12 protein-coding genes and 1 pseudogene are annotated in these 17,129 nt (G+C 72.6%); 8 read left to right on the top strand and 5 right to left on the bottom strand.

The features are described from left to right. The first annotated feature begins 148 nt into the window (after window positions 1-148). Window positions 149-2,597, top strand: a pseudogene (locus ACFZDE_RS31225) (SpoIIE family protein phosphatase). A 54-nt stretch (window positions 2,598-2,651) separates the two neighbouring features. Here ACFZDE_RS31225 and ACFZDE_RS31230 read toward each other — a convergent pair. Beyond that, window positions 2,652-5,066: a SpoIIE family protein phosphatase gene (locus ACFZDE_RS31230; RefSeq protein ID WP_391205568.1), complete on the bottom strand. Its 2,415-nt coding sequence runs from the start codon at window positions 5,064-5,066 to the stop codon at window positions 2,652-2,654. A 148-nt stretch (window positions 5,067-5,214) separates the two neighbouring features. Here ACFZDE_RS31230 and ACFZDE_RS31235 point away from each other — a divergent pair, with 148 nt between their 5' ends. Further along, window positions 5,215-6,678 (top strand): aldehyde dehydrogenase family protein, encoded by a 1,464-nt coding sequence (locus ACFZDE_RS31235; protein WP_391205571.1) that lies wholly within the window; start codon window positions 5,215-5,217, stop codon window positions 6,676-6,678. A 582-nt stretch (window positions 6,679-7,260) separates the two neighbouring features. Continuing rightward, window positions 7,261-7,896 carry an acetoacetate decarboxylase family protein gene (locus ACFZDE_RS31240; protein ID WP_391205574.1) on the top strand — a complete coding sequence of 212 codons (636 nt, stop codon included), beginning with the start codon at window positions 7,261-7,263 and terminating at the stop codon, window positions 7,894-7,896. 718 nt (window positions 7,897-8,614) lie between these two features. On the opposite strand, the gene ACFZDE_RS31245 is transcribed toward ACFZDE_RS31240, so the two are convergent. Together ACFZDE_RS31245 and ACFZDE_RS31250 are read right to left on the bottom strand one after the other, a co-directional pair. After that, a complete protein-coding gene (locus tag ACFZDE_RS31245) occupies window positions 8,615-8,824 on the bottom strand; it encodes a CstA-like transporter-associated (seleno)protein (protein WP_391205577.1) in 210 nt (69 codons plus the stop codon). After that, the gene (locus ACFZDE_RS31250) at window positions 8,821-10,947 is read right to left on the bottom strand and encodes a carbon starvation CstA family protein (RefSeq protein WP_391205580.1); all 2,127 of its coding nucleotides are present in this window, start codon (window positions 10,945-10,947) and stop codon (window positions 8,821-8,823) included. Before ACFZDE_RS31250 ends, ACFZDE_RS31245 begins: the two co-directional genes overlap by 4 nt. Before the next feature lie 226 nt (window positions 10,948-11,173). Between ACFZDE_RS31250 and ACFZDE_RS31255 the strand changes: the two genes are divergently transcribed. Genes ACFZDE_RS31255 through ACFZDE_RS31270 form a run of 4 tightly spaced genes read left to right on the top strand, consistent with a single transcriptional unit; the run spans window position 11,174 to window position 14,264 of the window. Further along, window positions 11,174-12,715 (top strand): sodium:solute symporter, encoded by a 1,542-nt coding sequence (locus ACFZDE_RS31255; protein ID WP_391001398.1) that lies wholly within the window; start codon window positions 11,174-11,176, stop codon window positions 12,713-12,715. Then, on the top strand, window positions 12,712-13,278 hold the full coding sequence (locus ACFZDE_RS31260) for a sigma-70 family RNA polymerase sigma factor (protein ID WP_391205583.1): 567 nt from the start codon (window positions 12,712-12,714) through the stop codon (window positions 13,276-13,278). The genes ACFZDE_RS31255 and ACFZDE_RS31260 overlap by 4 nt, the downstream gene beginning before the upstream one ends. Then, entirely contained in the window at window positions 13,275-13,547 is a 273-nt protein-coding gene (locus ACFZDE_RS31265; RefSeq protein WP_391001395.1) for a hypothetical protein, read from the top strand. The genes ACFZDE_RS31260 and ACFZDE_RS31265 overlap by 4 nt, the downstream gene beginning before the upstream one ends. Window positions 13,548-13,604: 57 nt before the next feature. Beyond that, window positions 13,605-14,264 (top strand): 1,4-alpha-glucan branching protein, encoded by a 660-nt coding sequence (locus tag ACFZDE_RS31270; RefSeq protein WP_391205586.1) that lies wholly within the window; start codon window positions 13,605-13,607, stop codon window positions 14,262-14,264. 11 nt (window positions 14,265-14,275) lie between these two features. Here the strand turns inward: ACFZDE_RS31270 and ACFZDE_RS31275 are convergent, their stop codons facing one another. Next, complete coding sequence (locus ACFZDE_RS31275) at window positions 14,276-15,220, bottom strand: helix-turn-helix domain-containing protein (RefSeq protein ID WP_391001389.1); 945 nt, start codon at window positions 15,218-15,220, stop codon at window positions 14,276-14,278. A 101-nt stretch (window positions 15,221-15,321) separates the two neighbouring features. Here ACFZDE_RS31275 and ACFZDE_RS31280 point away from each other — a divergent pair, with 101 nt between their 5' ends. After that, window positions 15,322-16,353 (top strand): saccharopine dehydrogenase NADP-binding domain-containing protein, encoded by a 1,032-nt coding sequence (locus ACFZDE_RS31280; RefSeq protein WP_391205589.1) that lies wholly within the window; start codon window positions 15,322-15,324, stop codon window positions 16,351-16,353. Between the two features lie 36 nt (window positions 16,354-16,389). On the opposite strand, the gene ACFZDE_RS31285 is transcribed toward ACFZDE_RS31280, so the two are convergent. Further along, window positions 16,390-17,097 (bottom strand): GNAT family N-acetyltransferase, encoded by a 708-nt coding sequence (locus ACFZDE_RS31285; protein WP_391205592.1) that lies wholly within the window; start codon window positions 17,095-17,097, stop codon window positions 16,390-16,392. Window positions 17,098-17,129: the final 32 nt, after the last annotated feature.

Here is a 17,129-nt window from a genome sequence, read left to right on the forward strand (position 1 = left end):
GAACGACGAGGCCGAGGGCGAGTGTCCCGCTGGTCGTGCCGACACCAGCCGGAGCGCCGTGGAGCGGGGGCCGCTCTACGCTGGAAGCAGCCGCTGGAGGACAGGCCTGACGGACACGGCAATCCGGACCGAGGCGTGGTGCGTGGAGATGGCCGACAAGCAGGACGCTCCCACGGCCGCTGCCGTGGTGGACCCGGACGGCATGGTGAGCGGCTGGAGCGAGGGGGGCCGGCTGCTGCTGGGCTGGACCGCGAGGGACACCGTCGGCCGCCCCGTGACCGACCTGCTCGTCGATCCCCCGCCGCCCGGCTTCCCCGAGCGCTACGACGCCGAGCCCACCGGGTGGATCGCCCTGCGTCACAGGGACGGCTCCACCGTGGACGCCGTGGTGACGTCTCAACCGCTGTTCGGGCCGGACGGGCGGGCGATGGGCCACGCGTTGACCATGCAGCGTTGGGGACGCCGCCCGGTGATCGCCGACCGGGCCTTCGAGCAGTGCCCCTTCGCTCTGGGCGTCTACGACCCTGAGCTGCGGTTCCAGTGGATCAACGCGTCCTCGGGCCGGGTGATCGCGCACTCCGAGGAGCAGGTGCTCGGCAGGAAGTACCGCGAGGTGCTTCCCGAATTGGACCGCTCGCTGTTTCCCGAAAGGGACGACAAGCCCTACACCGACGCGCTCGCCGAGGTCGCGAGGACGGGCGAGCCCACGCGTCTCATCACCGTCTTCCAACCTCGCGGCGGTGACTACGCCAATGCCTGGGCCACCAGCATCTGGCCCGTCCGGGATGCCGAGGGCAGGGTCCGCGCGATCGCCAACTGGGGATTCGATATGAGCGCCGAGTACTGGGCTCGGCAACGCCTGCTCATGCTCAACCGGGCGAGCGGTGGCATCGGCCGGACGCTCGACGTGATCGGCACCGCCCAGGAACTGGCCAGGACCCCGGTGCCCGGATTCGTCGACCTCGTCACCGTGGATCTCTTCGGCGAGGTGCTGCGCGGGGAGGAACCACCCTCAAGGTCCCCGTTCCACCCCGGCGAGCCGATCGGGCTCAGCCGTGCCGCCCGGCACAGCACGAAGGTGGCCGCCGACCAGGCGCCCGGGGTCACGACACCGGTCACGCACTCGCCCGGATCCGTCGCCGCCCGCTGCATGGCCACCGGCAGGTCCACGGTCGAGCTCGCCACTGAGCCCGGCCAGGGCGGCGAGTGGGCCTTCGGGCCCGGGCTGGCCGCCGACCCGGCCCACTGGCCACCGGGCAACCCGGTGATCGACGAGTCCATCGCGGCGGACGGGCTGACCGGCCGGATCACCGTGCCGCTCCGGGCGCGCGGCGCGCTGCTCGGCGTCGTCGCCTTCTCCCGCCTCGACCGGCCCGAGGCCTTCACCGCCGACGACCTGATCCTCGCCGAGGAGCTGACCGCCAAAGCAGCCGTCGCCATCGACAACGCCCGCCGCTATTCGCGCGAGCGCACGACCGCGCTGACCCTGCAACGCAGCCTCCTGCCGCAGGGACTGCCGAACCAGGAGGCGGTCGAGGTGGCGTCCCGCTACCTGCCCGGCGGGACCGGCACGGAAGTGGGCGGTGACTGGTTCGACGTCGTTCCGCTGTCCGGCGCCCGGGTCGCCCTGGTCGTCGGCGATGTCGTCGGTCACGGGCCTCCACGCCTCGGCCAGCATGGGCCGGCTGCGTACGGCGGTACGAACCCTCGCCGACGTCGACCTGCCACCGGACGAACTGCTGACCCACCTGGACGACCTGGTCCTGCACCTCGCCGGCGACCTCCAGCCCACCGGCCGGCCCCAGCCGGCCGGCGAGTCCGGGGCCACCTGCCTGTACACCGTCTACGACCCGGTCTCCCGGCACCTCACGCCGGCGAGCGCCGGCCATCCCCCGCCGCTGATCATCTCCCCGGACGGCACCATGACCCCCGTATCCGTCCATCCGGGACCGCCGCTCGGCATCGGTGGGCTGCCCTTCGAGGCCACCGACCTCGAAGTGCCGGAGGGCAGCCTGCTCGCCCTCTACACCGACGGACTGGTGGAAAGCCGCGAGCGCGACGCCGACCAGCGGATCGCCGAACTGCAGCGGGCCCTGAACCCTTCGGCCACCTCACTGGAGGCCCTGTGCGACACGGTGATGGACACCATGCTCCCCCAGCGCCGCACCGACGACGCTGCCCTGCTGCTCGTTCGCACGCGCGCGCTGGACCCCCACCACGTGGCCGACTGGGAGGTCGAACCCGACAGCGCGTACGTGCCGCGCGCCAGGAAGCTCGCCGTCGACCAGGTGGACGCCTGGGGCCTGGAGGAGGCCTCGTTCGTCACCGAACTGGTCGTCAGCGAGCTGGTCACCAACGCCATCAGATACGGCGAGCCGCCGATCAAGCTGCGGCTGATTCGCGACAGCTCCCTGATCTGCGAGGTCTCCGACGCCAGCAACACCGCTCCGCACCTGCGCCGGGCCCGCGCCTTCGACGAGGGCGGCCGGGGCCTGTTGCTCGTCGCCCAGCTCACCCAAGGGTGGGGCACCCGGCACACCAGCGACGGCAAGACGATCTGGTGTGCCCAGACCCTCTCCCGGTCTGAGCCGCCCTGAGGGCTGCGAGGCCCGCCCGCTCATGCGTCCCTCTCGCTCATGCGTCCCTGCTCGCTATGCGTCGGGGAGTGCCTGCTCCGCCCAGATGACCTTGCCGTTCGTCGTGTGTCTCGCGCCCCAGCCCTGGCACGTCTGGGCCACCAGGAGCAGCCCCCGGCCGCCCTCGTCGTAGGTGCGGGCCCGTCGCATGTGCGGGGCGGTGGTGCTGCCGTCCGACACTTCGCAGATCAGCGTCCGGTCGTAGATCAGCCGCAGTTCGATGGGCGGCTCGGCGTGCCGGATGGCGTTGGTGACCAGTTCGCTGACCACCAGCTCGGTGACGAACACGCAGTCGTCGAGGCCCCACTCGGACAGTTGCCGACACGCGTGCTTGCGGGCCACCGCGACGGCAGCGGTGTCGGCCGGTACGTCCCACGACGCCACGCGGAAGGTGTCGAGGGCGCGGGTGCGGGCCACGAGCAGGGCCACGTCGTCGGCCGGCCGTTCCGGCAGCATGGCCCGCAGGACCGCGTCGCAGGTGCCTTCCAGGGCGTCGTCGGAGGTCCGCAGCAGGCGCAGGAGCTTGTCCATGCCCCCGTCGATGTCGCGCGACCCGGCCTCGAGGAGGCCGTCGGTGTACAGCGCGAGGACGCTGCCCACGGGCAGTTCCCGCTCCAGGACCTCGAAGGGCAGACCGCCCAGTCCCAGGGGAAGCCCCGAGGGGACGTCGAGGAACTCCGCCTGCCCGTCCGGGGTCAGCAGCGCCGGGACGGGATGCCCGGCCCGTGCCAGGGAGCAGCGGCGGGAGACCGGGTCGTAGACGGCGTACAGGCAGGTGGCACCGATGTCGCCGGTGCCGTCGGGGCCCGCGGCCAGGTGGCTGACGAGGTCGTCCAGGTGGGTGAGCAGTTCGTCGGGCGGCAGGTCGACGTCGGCGAGGGTCCGCACGGCGGTGCGCAGCCGCCCCATGGTGGCGGAGGCCTGGATGCCGTGGCCGACGACATCGCCGACGACCAGCGCGACGCGGGCCCCGGACAGTGGGATGACGTCGAACCAGTCGCCGCCCACCCCGGCTCGTGTGGTGGCGGGCAGGTAGCGGGAGGCGACGTCGAGGGCCGACTGTTCGGGCAGTCGTTGCGGCAGCAGGCTGCTCTGCAGGGTGAGCGAGGTCGTGCGCTCCCGGGTGAAGCGGCGGGCGTTGTCGATGCAGAGTCCGGCCCGGTCGGTGATCTCCTGGCCGAGCAGCAGGTCGTCCTGTTCGAAGGGTTCCGGGTTGCGGTGGCGGGAGAAGGTGGCCACGCCCAAGGTGAGGCCGCGCGCCCGCATGGGTACGGCCAGGACCGAGTGGAACCCGAACCGCCGCATCCGTTCCCCTCGCTCGGGAGTCTGGCTGAGTACGTCCGCCATGGCCTCGCCGGTGATCTGCTGGATCAGCGGCCGGCCGGCGGCCAGGCACTCGGCCGCCGCCGACCGGTCCGGGTAGACGGCCACGGTCCCGTTCGGGACAACGGCCTCGGGAGAGCCTTCGAGTACCGACCGATGGGCGACGCGCCGCAGCCGCACGGGACCGTGCGGGGAGCCGGTGGGCGGGTCGTCGCCGTCGTCGATGGAGGGCAGCAGGTCGACGGTGACGAAGTCGGCGAGCCTCGGTACGGCGACGTCGGCGAGTTCCTGCGCGGTGCGGACGAGGTCGAGTGTGCTGCCGATGCGCAGGCTGGCGTCGTTCAGCAGGACCAGCCGCTGCCGGGCCACGTGCTGCTCGGTCATGTCGTGCGCCGAGAGCAGCACCCCCTGTGTCCGGCCGTCGTCGGCCCGTACCGGGGCGAGGGAGACGGTCCACACGCTGGGGCGTTCATGGCCCGCGAGCCGCAGTGAGACCTGGAGGTCCTGTCGCTCACCGGTGTCCAGGGCGCGCCGCATGCCTTCTTCGGCGCGGTCGGCCTGCGGGTGGTGGACGATCTCCGAGACCCGTAGGCCGCGCATCGCCTCCTCGGGCAGGCCGATCACCCGTTCCATGTCGGCGTTGGCCCTGACCAGCCGCAATGCGGTGTCGTAGAGCGCCGTCGTGCAGGTGGACTGGGTGAAGCTCCGTCTGAGGAACGCGTCGTCGTCGGCGCTCGCCGCGGGGTGGCCGACCGCCGTGAGCAGGAGCCACTCCGCGTGGCCGTCCGCGTCCTGCCGGAGGTGGGCCAGGAGGTTCACGGTGACGGCGTGGCCGTCGCGGTGCAGCAGCGTCGTCCGTCCGTTCCATCGGGGGAGCGTGCGCAGGGTCCGCAGGGTTTCCGGCGGGAGCCGGCCGGCGAGCAGTTCCGAAGCGGGCCGGCCGAGCACCTCCGTGGCCGGGTGACCGAGCAGGCGGCGTGCCCCGTCGCTCCACCTCGTGACGATGCCGTGTTCGTCCACGACCGCCTTCGCGGTGGCGGCCTCGCCGACGGGGCCCTCAGGCGGCGCCCCGCTGCCCTCGCCCGGGACGGACGCAGATCTCGCCATGGAGCCTCAACCCGCCTCACTCGGGGTTATTTCCTACTTGGATCAGATATGTCACAAGAATGACAGATAGCCCGGTCCCGGGTTGAATGACCGGAGACGCTGATGGGCCGCGCAAGAGCATCCGGCGGCCAGGGCGGAGGTCGTGACCATGCCTGTCGACGGTGAACGGAGCTGGCCGGATGCCACCGAGTGGACGGGGAAGATCTACAGCGAGGGGTGGCGGTCCGGCGGGGGCGGCACCAGCCAGGTGATCGAACCGGCCACCGGTGAGCCGCTGGCGCTGGTGGGCGTGGCCTCTCCCGCCGATGTCGAACGGGCCGGCGCCCGGGCCGCCCGGATCGCGCCACGATGGGCGGCGACCTCGGCGTCCGGACGGGTCGACGTTCTGATGCGAGCCTGTCACGCCCTGCGGGAGCACGGCGAGGTGGTCCGGGAGTGGATCGTCCGGGAGTCGGGGGGTGTGCCGGCCAAGGGCGACTACGAGATCATGGCCGGCCTCGACCAGCTGCGGCACGCGATCGGGCTCGCGTCGCAGCCGCCGGGCGAGGTCCTCACGCCCCAGGCGCCCGGTGGGACGAGTCTGGCCTGGCGGGTACCGCTGGGCGTCGTCGGGGTGATCACCCCGTGGAACGCGCCGCTGCTGTTCGCGATGCGGGCCCTGGCCCCGGCTCTGGCGCTCGGCAACGCGGTGCTGCTCAAGCCCGACCCGCTGACTCCGGTGTCCGGCGGTGTCCTGGTCGCGGAGCTGTTCCGTCAGGCGGGGCTGCCCGAGGGGGTGCTGCACGTCCTTCCCGGTGACGCGGCGGCCGGGCGTGCGGTCGCCGCCGACCGGCATGTCGCGATGGTCTCGTTCACCGGTTCCACCGCGGTGGGGCGGGAGGTGGCCCGGATCGCCGGTGAGGGTCTCAAGCGCGTGTCGCTGGAGCTCGGCGGCAAGAACGCCCTCGTCGTGCTGGAGGACGCGGATGTGGAGGCGGCCGCCGCGGCGGGGGCCATGAGTTCGTTCGGCTACCAGGGTCAGGCCTGCGTCGCGGCGGGACGTCACCTGGTCCACGCGGATGTGGTCGAGGCCTACACCGAGGCGCTCGTCCGGCATGCGCGGGCGCTGCCGGTCGGCGATCCCCGCGTCGAGGGCATGGCGCTCGGCCCGGTGATCAGCGAGCGGCAGGCGGCCCGGATCGAACGGATCGTGGACGAGAGCGTGGCCACGGGAGCACGCGCGCTGACCGGCGGCAGCCGGGAGGGGCTGTTCTACCCGCCGACCGTGCTGGACCGTGTCGACCGGTCGATGCCTGCCTTCCACGAGGAGATCTTCGGGCCGGTCGCTCCGGTCATCGCGTTCCGCGGGGAGGACGAGGCCGTGGAGATCGCCAACGACACGGCGTACGGTCTGACCGCGGCCGTCCACTCGCGGTCCGTGCCCCGGGCGACGGCCCTCGCGCGGCGGTTGCGTACGGGGATGGTGCACATCAACGACGTGTCCGCGAAGGACGCCGCGAACGCGCCCTTCGGCGGCATGGGCGTCTCGGGCAACGCCTCCCGCATCGGCGGTACCGCCAGCCTGGAGCAGTTCACTCAGTGGCGCTGGATGACGGCGCCAGGAGGGTTGTGAACCACTCGGCACACCGCTCGCCGCATCCGGCGACTGAGTCCCCCGGCGCCGTCCGAACCACACCATCGGCTCCGCCTGGTGGCCGAGCCGATGTCCGCGTCAGCGTCGGTCGCTACGCGAGCCACAGCGAGCCGCGCCGATGGCGAGCCGACGGTATGTCCACCGTGTCCGCGGCATCGAGGGCGAGTTCGCCGGTTCTGGCGTTCACCAGCCTGAGAAGCGTGCCCACTTGGGTTCGCAGCCGCTGCCGTGCGCGGCGTTCCTCGGCTGCGGACCACCGGGCCACGGAGGCGTCCCGCTGGTATCGGGCGAAGGAGCGGACGGCCACAACGCGGCGGACCTTGTGGGGCCGGGGCCTTCTGGACTCCCGCACTGCGTCGGTGAAGCCGCGTGCGCCCTCCGGGCGGGCTACCTGAAGCCCGTCGAACGTGCACTCCTCATACGCGTGGCCCTATCCCGCTGCACCCGTGCACGGGTCCGTCACAGCTCTCTCCTGGCTCCCGCGCCACAGGCCCGTCCGGGTCGTCTCGGGTGGAACAATCGGCCGTACGAGTCCGAGCCGAGGAAGTCGGTCATCACGCCGTGGAACGACCAGCTGTCCCCTTTCCTCCCTCTCCGTGGCGCGTCACCGGCGACATGGTCGTCTCAGTGTGGCGCGTCCGTGCAGAGGACCTGCCGTCCTGGTCCCTGCCGACCGGCGTCCGTCCCTGGGTCGTGCGGCGCCGGGCCACCCTGGTCACCTTCTGGGTCGACTACCGGCCCGGCGGCGTCCTCACCTACCGCGAGTTCCTCATCGCCCTGGCCGTGCGCCGCGGACACCGTCTCGTTGGCAGTACCGTCGCCGCCTGGGTCGACGACGACCGGGCCCTGACAGGGGGACGCACCCTGTGGGGCATCCCGAAGGAGCAGGGCGTGTTCACGCTCCGCGCGGACAGCCGGAGCACCCGGGCGGAACTGACCGCCGACGGCATGCCGTCCGTCCGCTTCGCGTACCACGACGTGTTGCGGCTGCCCTTCCGGCTGCGCGCGCGGGCCCATCTGATCCAGCAGTTGTCCGACGGGACGGAGTGCCGCGTGCCCATGCGGATCAGCGGACGGCCGGCGCTCGGCCGCGGCCGCGTCTCGACCGGGCCGAAAGCGCCGTTGTCCGTGCTCGCCCGGCATCGGCCGGTGCTGTCCCTCGCCGTCCGCGACTTCCGCAGCACCGTGGGCAGCTGAGCAGCTGGGCTCCCAGGTCGTAGACGCTGTCGATCAGCAGGCGGTGATGTGGTGACTCCCGCAACCAGGAGGTCACCGCCGCGCACTCGGCGTCGGACAGGTATCGGCCGAGCGGCTTGCTGGGGTTGGCGAGCAGCCGGTATTCGGGCCGGTGGCCCGCAGGCGACCTGGGCAAGGCCGGCGCCGGCAGCGTCGGGTAGGAGTCCGGCGCCAGACCCGCGGCGCGGGCCAGTTCGAAGTAGACCGGGTACACGTCGCCGGGCAGCCACAAACGCGCCCGCACCGCGCGCGGCCAGTGGAACACCACGCCGAGCCCGTGCCGGACGCCTCGGCAGACCATGGCGTGGCCGGACCACTCCTGCGGCAGCTCGAAGCGCCGGAGCCAGGCACGGGCGAGATCGCATCGGTGCACGGTGGTCACGTCGGTCGGCGGATGGGGCCGCAGCGGAGCAAGCGCCTGGTACACCTTGGTCTCCGCGGCGTCCAGGAGCGACGGGGAAGCACCGAGTCGCGCTGCCGGACTTCCTGGAACTCGCCGAACCTCATGCAGGTGCGCCTTCCCGCACGATCTCGCCGGCCCGGTCTTGCAGGGAGGCGTAGCAGCGTCCATGCAGGAACGAACCCGGCACGACAAGGGCTTGCGTGTGGCGCCCCTCCGGCCGTGGCGGAGGGGCGCGAGGTCGTTGCGCCGCCGCGTGCCGCCCTCGCCCGTCGCCGCTCAGCAGCAGCGGCTGTGGGTGCGGGTCTCCTGGTGCCGGGTGCGCAGCAGCTGGTACTCGCGGCGGGTGGGCAGGGGGGCGTCGGGGTCGTGGCGCTGCCGGTGGAGGCAGTAGCGGTCGTACTCCGACTCGCCCGTCAGCTCGCGCAGGTACCAGCGCACCGCCCTCGCCCAGTGGGCGCCCCTCCCCCACCGCACGGCCCGCCTCATCCGCGGGCCTCCTCCAGGATGCGGGACTCGGCGTACGGGGCCTCGGTGGTGGGCAGGGTGCCCGGCGAGCGGACGGCGCGGACGCAGACCACCGCCGCGTTGACCAGGACCACCGCCACCAGGAGCAGGAACAGGGCGATCAGGACGCCGTCGACCGTGGAGTTGGTGACGACGGTGTGCATGTCGTCGAGGGACTTGGCCGGCGGGAGGACCTGGCCCGCGTCGATCGCGTCGGCGTACGTGGCTCGCTGGGCGAAGAAGCCGATCTTGGGGTCGCCGGAGAAGATCTTCTGCCAGCCCGCGGTGAAGGTGATCGCGACGACCCAGGCCAGCGGGACGGCCGTGACCCAGGCCCAGCGCAGGCGGCCGGACTTGACCAGGATCGTGGTGCAGACGGCGAGGGCGATGGCGGCGAGGAGCTGGTTGGCGATGCCGAAGAGCGGAAAGAGCTGGTTGATTCCGCCCAGCGGGTCGGTGGCACCGGTGTAGAGGAAGTAGCCCCAGGCGGCGACGACCAGGCCGCTGCACAGCCAGATGCCGGGCTTCCAGTTGACCCGGCCTATGGGCTTCCAGACGTTGCCGAGCATGTCCTGGAGCATGAAGCGGCCGACCCGGGTGCCCGCGTCCACCGTGGTCAGGATGAACAGCGCCTCGAACATGATGGCGAAGTGGTACCAGAAGGCCTTCATCGCCGAGCCGCCGAAGACCCCGGAGAAGATCTCCGACATGCCCACCGCCAGGGTCGGAGCGCCGCCGGAGCGTGCGATCAGGGTCTGTTCCTCGACCGCCTTCGCGGCCTGGGTGAGCTGGTCGGGGGTGATGGTGAAGCCGAGGCCCGCCACCGCGTGGGAGGCGGACTCGGCGGTCGCGCCGAGCAGGCCGGCCGGTGCGTTCATCGCGTAGTACAGGCCCGGCTCCAGCGTCGCGGCGGCGATCAGCGCCATGATCGCGACGAACGACTCCATCAGCATGGCGCCGTAACCGATCAGCCGGACCTGCGACTCCTTCTGGATCAGCTTCGGGGTGGTGCCCGAGGAGACCAGGGCGTGGAAGCCGGACAGCGCGCCGCAGGCGATGGTGATGAACAAGAAGGGGAACAGGGAGCCGGCGAAGACCGGGCCCGCGCCCGAGGTCGCGAAGTCGGTCACCGCGTCGGCCCTGAGCACGGGCGCGGCCACGACCACACCGACCGCGAGCAGGGCGATCGTGCCGATCTTCATGAAGGTGGAGAGGTAGTCGCGCGGCGCGAGCAGCATCCACACCGGGAGGACCGAGGCGACGAAGCCGTAGCCGACCAGGCAGAAGACGAGGGTCGTGGGGCTGAAGGTGAAGGTGCCGGCCAGGGAGGAGTTCTGCACCCAGCCGCCCCCGACGATGGCGAGCAGGAGCAGAGCGACTCCGATGAGGCTGGTCTCGACGACCCGGCCGGGCCGGACGCGGTGCATCCAGAAGCCCATGAAGAGGGCGATCGGGATCGTCATCGCGACGGAGAACGTGCCCCACGGGGAGTGGGCCAGCGCGTTCACCACCACCAGGGCGAGCACCCCCAGCAGGATGATCATGATGGCGAACACCGCGATCAGGGCCGCGACCCCGCCCGCCCGGCCGATCTCGTCGCGGGCCATCTGCCCGAGCGACGTGCCGTCCCGCCGCATCGACAGGAACAGCACGACCATGTCCTGCACGGCCCCGGCGAAGATCACCCCGGCGACGATCCACAGGGTGCCGGGCAGATAGCCCATCTGGGCCGCGAGGACCGGGCCGACCAGGGGTCCGGCGCCGGCGATGGCGGCGAAGTGGTGGCCGAGCAGGACCCGGCGGTCGGTGGGGTGGAAGTCGACGCCGTCCTCAAGGCGTTCGGCGGGGGTCGCCCGGCTGTCGTCCGGCCGCAGCACCCGGCGGGCGATGAAGCGGGAGTAGAAGCGGTAGGCGATGGCGTACGAGCCGAGCGCCGCGATCACCAGCCAGACCGCGGAGATCTCCTCGCCCCGGGCCAGCGCGAGGACGCCCCAGGCGACGGCACCGAGGAGGGCGACGGCGGTCCACAGCAGGACGGATCGAGGTGATATACGCGACTTTTCGGACGTCGGTAGCCCGTTTTCGGGCAGGGTGGACGTAGGCATGGCGGCTCCTCACCAGGGCGGTGCGGGACACCTCGTGACGCGAGGGCCCGGGGGTCGGCGAAGCGGTGGCTCTCCCGCTCGCTGTCGGTCTGTGCAAGAGTTGCCCACCCCCCGGAACCGGTTGACAGCGAATGTCCAGAGGATTTCCCGCCGGTTCCGTGTCCTCCGATCGGGACCGTCGCGCAACTCCCCCGTGAGGGATCAGGCACACCAAGGACGGTGACCCATGGCCGACGGCACCATGACCGCGACGTTCCTCGCCGTGATCGGCGGGGCGTCGCTGCTCGCGGTCACCGCACGGCGCCTGCACCCCAGTGACCGGCTGCCGTCCCTGGAGGGCTGGGCACTGGCCGACCGCAGCCTCGGCCCGGTGTGGACCTGGTTCCTGCTCGGCGGCACGATCTTCACCGCGTACACCTTCACCGCCGTACCGGGTCTGGCGTACGGCAACGGCTCGGCGGCCTTCTTCGCCGTGCCGTACACGGTGATCGTCTGCCCGCTGGCCTTCGTGCTGCTCGGCCGTCTGTGGACCGTGGCCCGCGCGCACGGCTACGTCACCGTGGCCGACTTCGTGCGCGGACGGTACGGGTCGGCGCCCCTCGCGCTGGTCGTCGCGCTGACCGGGATCCTCGCGACCATGCCCTACCTGGCGCTGCAGTTGCTCGGCATACGGGCCGTGCTGACGGCCGGCGGGGTGTATCCGCGCGGCGCGGCCGGGGATCTGGTGATGGTGGCGCTGTTCGCGGGGCTCGCCGTGGCCACGTACCGGCACGGGTTGCGGGCGCCCACGGTCATCTCGGCGCTCAAGGGCGTGGCCGTCTTCGTGTCGCTCACCGCGGTGACGTGGCTGGTCCTGGTGCGGCTCGGCGGGCCGGGTGCCGTCTTCGAGGGGGCCGCCGCCCGGCTCGGCGACCGGGCGCTGGTCCTGACCCCGGCCCAGCAGCCCGCCTACGCCACCCTCGCGCTCGGCTCCGCGCTCGCGCTGCTGATGTATCCGCACGTGCTGACCGCGGGGTTCGCCGCCGACGGGCCGCGCACCCTGCGCAAGGTCGCGGTGGCGCTGCCCGCCTGGACGGCACTGCTCGCGCTCTTCGGAGTCCTCGGCTTCGCCGCGCTCGCGGCCGGGGTGCGTGCGCCGGAGGGCGGGGCGGAGGCGGCCGTGCCGATGCTGGTCGACCGGCTGATGCCGGGACCGCTGGCCGGGCTGGTGTTCGGCGCGATCACCGTGGGAGCGCTGGTCCCGGCGGCGGTGATGTCGATCGCGGCCGCCACCAGCTTCGTACGCAATGTGTACGTCGAGTACGTGCATCCGACGGCCACGCCCAAGCGGCAGGTCCGCATCGCCAAGGCCGTCTCACTGATCGCGAAGGCGGGGGCGGTCGCGTTCGTCTTCGGGCTGCGGGACCAGGACGCGATCAACCTCCAACTGCTCGGCGGGGTCTGGATCCTGCAGATCTTCCCGGCGGTGGCGGTCGGGCTGTTCACCGGGCGGCTGCATCCGCGGGCGCTGCTCGCCGGGTGGGGCGCGGGAATGGCGGCCGGGACGTATCTGGTCGTGCGCGAAGGGTTCTCGTCCATCGTGGGCCTGGGTTCCGGGCCGCTGGAGATCTACGCCGGTCTCGCCGCGCTCGTGCTGAACCTGCTCGTCGCGGTGGCCGGCACCGCCGTACTCGAACGTCTCGGTGTCCCGCGCGGCGCCGATCTGACCGACCTGCCGTCCCGCCTGACCGTCAGGCGGCGTCCGGAGACGGGAGCGAACCAGCAGTGAGACCCAGACACCCGATACCCGTGCCGGAGCCCGGCGTCGAGGCGCTGACGCCCGCGCCGGCCGACCTGGCGGAGCTGGAGCGTGAGGCCGGACTCGCGGGGCTCTTCGAGCTGCACTACTCCTCGATGCTGCGCCTGGCCGTGCTGCTGGGCGCGGACGACCCGGAGAACGTGGTGGCCGAGGCGTACTACCAGATCTACCGGAAGTGGCGGCGGCTGCGGGACACCGAGGCGGCCGAGGCGTATCTGCGCTCCACGGTGTGCAATCTGACCCGGATGCGGATCCGCCATCTTCAGGTCGCCCGCAAGCATGTGGAGAATCCTCCCGAGGAGACCGTCGTGTCCGCCGAGAGCGCGGCGCTGCTCCGCGACGACCAGCGCGTCCTGATCGACGCGCTCCAGCAACTGCCGGCCCGGCAGCGCGAGGCCCTGGTCCTGCGGCACTGGCTCGGGCTGAAGGAGGGCGAGATCGCCGCCGCGATGGGCATCTCCTGCGGTTCGGTGAAGACACACACCGCGCGCGGCCTCGCCGCGCTGACCCAGGCGATGGAGGCCCGGCGATGAACCACACCGACCCGGACCGCACGGAGCGGGAGCTGGCCGAGGCGCTTGCCGCGCTCGCCGGCGGGGTGCAGGCCGCGCCGGACGCCTACCGCACGGCACGCGGCGCGTGGCTGCGCCGCGAACGCCGCCGGCGGCTGATCCTCGCCGTGCTCGTCACCGTCGTGTTCGCCCTGGCCACACTGATCGGACTGTGGGTGCTGAACGAGGCGCCGTCCGATCCCGGGGTGATCTTCTCCGGCCTCCCGCACGCTCCGGTCGACACGCGGTAGGCACCAGGATGCGAAGGTGTGTTCGTCCGTACGACTCGTGGGAAGGGACCCCTCGGTATGGCCGTCATCCACCGCACCACCCTGAAGCCGACCAAGCTGGAGCTGCTCACGTCCTGGCTGCCTTCCCGTCCCTGGTACCGGGGTGGTGACGGCGAACCGGCCTTGGTGAAGGCGGGCGGCTTCCGGCTCGACGATCCGCGGGGCGAGGTGGGGATGGAGTTCATGGTGGTCACCGACGCCCGCGGCCCCCAGCCGGTGGCGTACCTGGTGCCCCTCACCTATCGCGGCGCGCCGCTCAAAGGGGCGGAGCACGCTCTCGTCGGCAGGATGGAGCACGGAGTGCTGGGGCGGCGCTGGGCCTACGACGGCTGCCACGACCCTGTGCTGGCCGACCGGTTGGCGGCCCTGATCGAGGGACGGACGCAGGCCCAGGACCAGAACGTCAGCGACACCCCCGCCCCGGATGTCGTCGCCTCTTACACCGGTGAGGGGCCCCTGCCCAGGGACTTCACCGTGGCCGACGACGGGGAGGGCACCGCGCTGTCCACGCCGCAGGGCGCGACCCTGCGTCTGCACCGTGCTCTGCGACCGGCTGCGGACGGCCGATCGCTCCCGCCGCGGGGGGCCGTCGGTCACGTCGGCGGTTCCTGGCAGACGCCGGAGGGCGCCCGCGTCGCGGGGGTGTTCGCCGCCGTGTACGGCGCCGGCGGGCAGTAGGTCCTGCGGCGTCAGCGGGTCCGTGCGCGGAAGGTCCTGCGGTAGGCGTCCGGGGGGACGCCGACCGTGCGGTTGAAGTGGCGGCGCAGCGTCGTGGCGGTCCCCATGCCGGTGGCCGCCGCGATGGTGTCGACGCCGTCGTCGGTCTTCTCCAGCAGTTCCTGGGCGTGCCGGATCCGCTGGGTCAGCAGCCACTGAAGGGGGGTCGTGCCGGTCACCGCCCTGAAGTGGCGGCCCAGGTGACGGGAGCTCATCCCCGCCCGGCGGGCCAGGTCCTCCACGGTGAGCGGCTGGTCGAGCCGTTCGATGATCCAGGGGAACAGGGCGGTGAGCGGATGGTCGTCCCGCTCGGGCACCGGGGCGGTGACGAACTGGGCCTGGCCGCCCGCCCGGTGCGGTGGCACGACCAGCCGGCGGGCTACGGCGTTGGCGACCGACGAGCCGAGGTCGAGACGGACGAGGTGCAGGCACAGGTCCAGGGCGGCGGCCTTGCCCGCGGAGGTGAGCACGCTGCCGTTGTCCACGTAGAGCACGTCCGGGTCGACCGCCACCCGCGGGTGGCGGGCGGCGAGGACGTCGGTGTGCGCCCAGTGCGTGGTGGCGCGCCGCCCGTCGAGGAGCCCCGCCGCGGCCAGGACGAACGCACCCGTGCACAGGGAGACGACACGCGCACCCGCCTCATGGGCCTCGCGCACCGCGTCGACCAGGTGCGTGGGCGGTTGCTCGTCGACGTCGGCCCAGCCGGGGACGATCACGGTGTCGGCCCGCCGAAGGTGGTCCAGCCCGGCATCGGGCTCCAGCCTGAACCGGCCGACCTGTACGGCGGTGGGCCCGCAGACGGTGAGCTCGTACCAGGGGGCCGTCACTCCGGCCGGTGCGGCGGCGAACACCTCGTGGGCCAGGGCCAGTTCGAAGTGCAGCATCCCGTCGGTGGCGGCGAGCGCGACAGTGGTCATGTCCGTAATTGTATGGGGCGTGTCGTTCCGGACACTCACGAGCGGGCGCGCGACTCCGTCAGGATGAGGGCAGTTGATCGTTCGGGCACAGGGGAGAGCTCATGGGAGCGGGTCGTGCAGTGACGGTGTTCGGTGCGTACGGGCACACCGGGCGGTTCGTGGTGGCGGAGCTGCGAAGGCGGGGGTTCGTCCCGGTTCTCTCCGGCCGCGACGAGGTCAAGCTGAAGGCGCTGGCGGCGGCGCACTCGGGACTTCAGGTGCGGCCGGCGTCGGTGGACGACCCGGAGTCGCTCGACCGTGCCCTGGCCGGGGTGGAGGCGGTGGTCAACTGCGCGGGACCGTTCGCCACGACGGCGGCCCCCGTGATCGAGGCGGCGCTGCGCGCCGGCGTCCCGTACGTCGACGTGGCGGCCGAGATCGAGGCGAACGCGGACACGTTCGCGCACTTCGCGGACCGCGCCCGCGCCGCGGGAGCGGTGGTGGTCCCGGCGATGGCGTTCTTCGGGGGCCTCGGCGATCTGCTGGCCACCGCGGCGATGGGCGACTGGACCGCGGCCGACGAGGCGCACGTCGCCTACGCGCTGAGCGACTGGCGGCCCACGGACGGGACTCGGGCCGCGGGCGCCGTCTCCCGGCAGCGGCGGGCCGGTGCGCGGGTCGTGTACCGCAACGGACGGCTGGACCACCGCCACGACGAGGCGACGACCTTCCAGTGGCCCTTCCCCGAACCGGTGGGCTCACGGGCCGTCGTCGGGGAGTTCACCATGGCCGACGTCGTCACCATCCCCAGCCATCTGCCCATCCCCGACGTACGCACCCACATGACGGCCGAGGCCGCCCGGGACGTGACCGCCCCGGACACACCGACACCGGCCGCGGTCGACGAGCACGGCCGCTCCGCCCAGACCTTCCTCGTCGACGTCGTCGTACGCTCCGGCGGCTCACAGCGGCGCGCCGTCGCGAGGGGCCAGGACATCTACGCCATCACCGCGCCGCTCGCCGTGGAGGCGGTCCACCGCATCCTCACCGGGCGGACCAGGACGGTCGGCGTCGCCTCGGCCGGCGAGATCTTCGACGCGGAGTCCTTCCTCCACGCACTGTCCGCGCATCTCTCCCTGGAGCTCTTCCGGTAGGGCCCGGCGCCGCAGGGGACCGGGCCCGTCAGTCCCTCACGGTGTGCGAAAGCCGCGGAACGTCACCTGCTTGCGGGTTTCGAAGCCCAGCCGTTCGTAGAGCGCGAGCGCGCCGGTGTTGGTCTCGGCCACGTGCAGGAAGGGGCGGTCGCCGCCGGCGACGACGCGGGCGATGAGCGCGCGCAGCAGGCGGACCGCATGGCCCTGCCCGCGCGCCTCGGGAGCGGTGCAGACGGCGCTGATCTCGGTCCACCCGGGTGGCTTCAGCCGCTCCCCCACCATCGCGACCAGTGCGCCGCCGTCGCGGATGCCGAGGTAGGTGCCGAGCTCGTGCGTCCGGGGCCAGAAGGGTCCCGGACGGGTCCGCTCCACGAGGTCGAGCATCTCGGGCACGTCCGCCGCTCCGAGTTCGGCCACGCCGGAGCCGGGCGCGGCGTGGGGCTGGTCCGGGGCGCTGTCACCGGCCCAGACGAGCTGGCGGCCCTCCAGCACGAAGACCGGCTCCCAGCCGGACGGCGGCGTCGCCGGGCAGCTGAACATGTCGGCGAACTCGCCCGGGCCCAGGAGCTTCGCCAGGTCGGCCCAGGCTCCCGCGTCCGGTTCGGGCGGCACCGCGGAGAAGGTCGCGACCCCGGGTACGTAGGTGAGGGCGCCGCCGAGCCGCCGGGCGAGATGTGCGTGGTGCCCGCGGAGCGACTCGCCCACCGGGTCGTCGAGTGCGGCGGCGTCGCTGAGCCCCGTCATCGTGCTGCGCCTTCCTGCCCACGGCCGGTGCC

It is taken from the genome of Streptomyces sp. NPDC007929 (assembly GCF_042959065.1).
Taxonomy (GTDB): Bacteria; Actinomycetota; Actinomycetes; order Streptomycetales; family Streptomycetaceae; genus Streptomyces.

Excerpts from the sequence above, each read along its gene's own strand:
- ACFZDE_RS31230 (WP_391205568.1), bottom strand. The coding sequence starts at position 5,066 with ATGGCGAGATCTGCGTCCGTCCCGGGCGAGGGCAGCGGGGCGCCGCCT.
- ACFZDE_RS31235 (WP_391205571.1), top strand. The coding sequence starts at position 5,215 with ATGCCTGTCGACGGTGAACGGAGCTGGCCGGATGCCACCGAGTGGACG.
- ACFZDE_RS31245 (WP_391205577.1), bottom strand. The coding sequence starts at position 8,824 with ATGAGGCGGGCCGTGCGGTGGGGGAGGGGCGCCCACTGGGCGAGGGCG.
- ACFZDE_RS31250 (WP_391205580.1), bottom strand. The coding sequence starts at position 10,947 with ATGCCTACGTCCACCCTGCCCGAAAACGGGCTACCGACGTCCGAAAAG.
- ACFZDE_RS31255 (WP_391001398.1), top strand. The coding sequence starts at position 11,174 with ATGGCCGACGGCACCATGACCGCGACGTTCCTCGCCGTGATCGGCGGG.
- ACFZDE_RS31265 (WP_391001395.1), top strand. The coding sequence starts at position 13,275 with ATGAACCACACCGACCCGGACCGCACGGAGCGGGAGCTGGCCGAGGCG.
- ACFZDE_RS31270 (WP_391205586.1), top strand. The coding sequence starts at position 13,605 with ATGGCCGTCATCCACCGCACCACCCTGAAGCCGACCAAGCTGGAGCTG.
- ACFZDE_RS31275 (WP_391001389.1), bottom strand. The coding sequence starts at position 15,220 with ATGACCACTGTCGCGCTCGCCGCCACCGACGGGATGCTGCACTTCGAA.
- ACFZDE_RS31280 (WP_391205589.1), top strand. The coding sequence starts at position 15,322 with ATGGGAGCGGGTCGTGCAGTGACGGTGTTCGGTGCGTACGGGCACACC.
- ACFZDE_RS31285 (WP_391205592.1), bottom strand. The coding sequence starts at position 17,097 with ATGACGGGGCTCAGCGACGCCGCCGCACTCGACGACCCGGTGGGCGAG.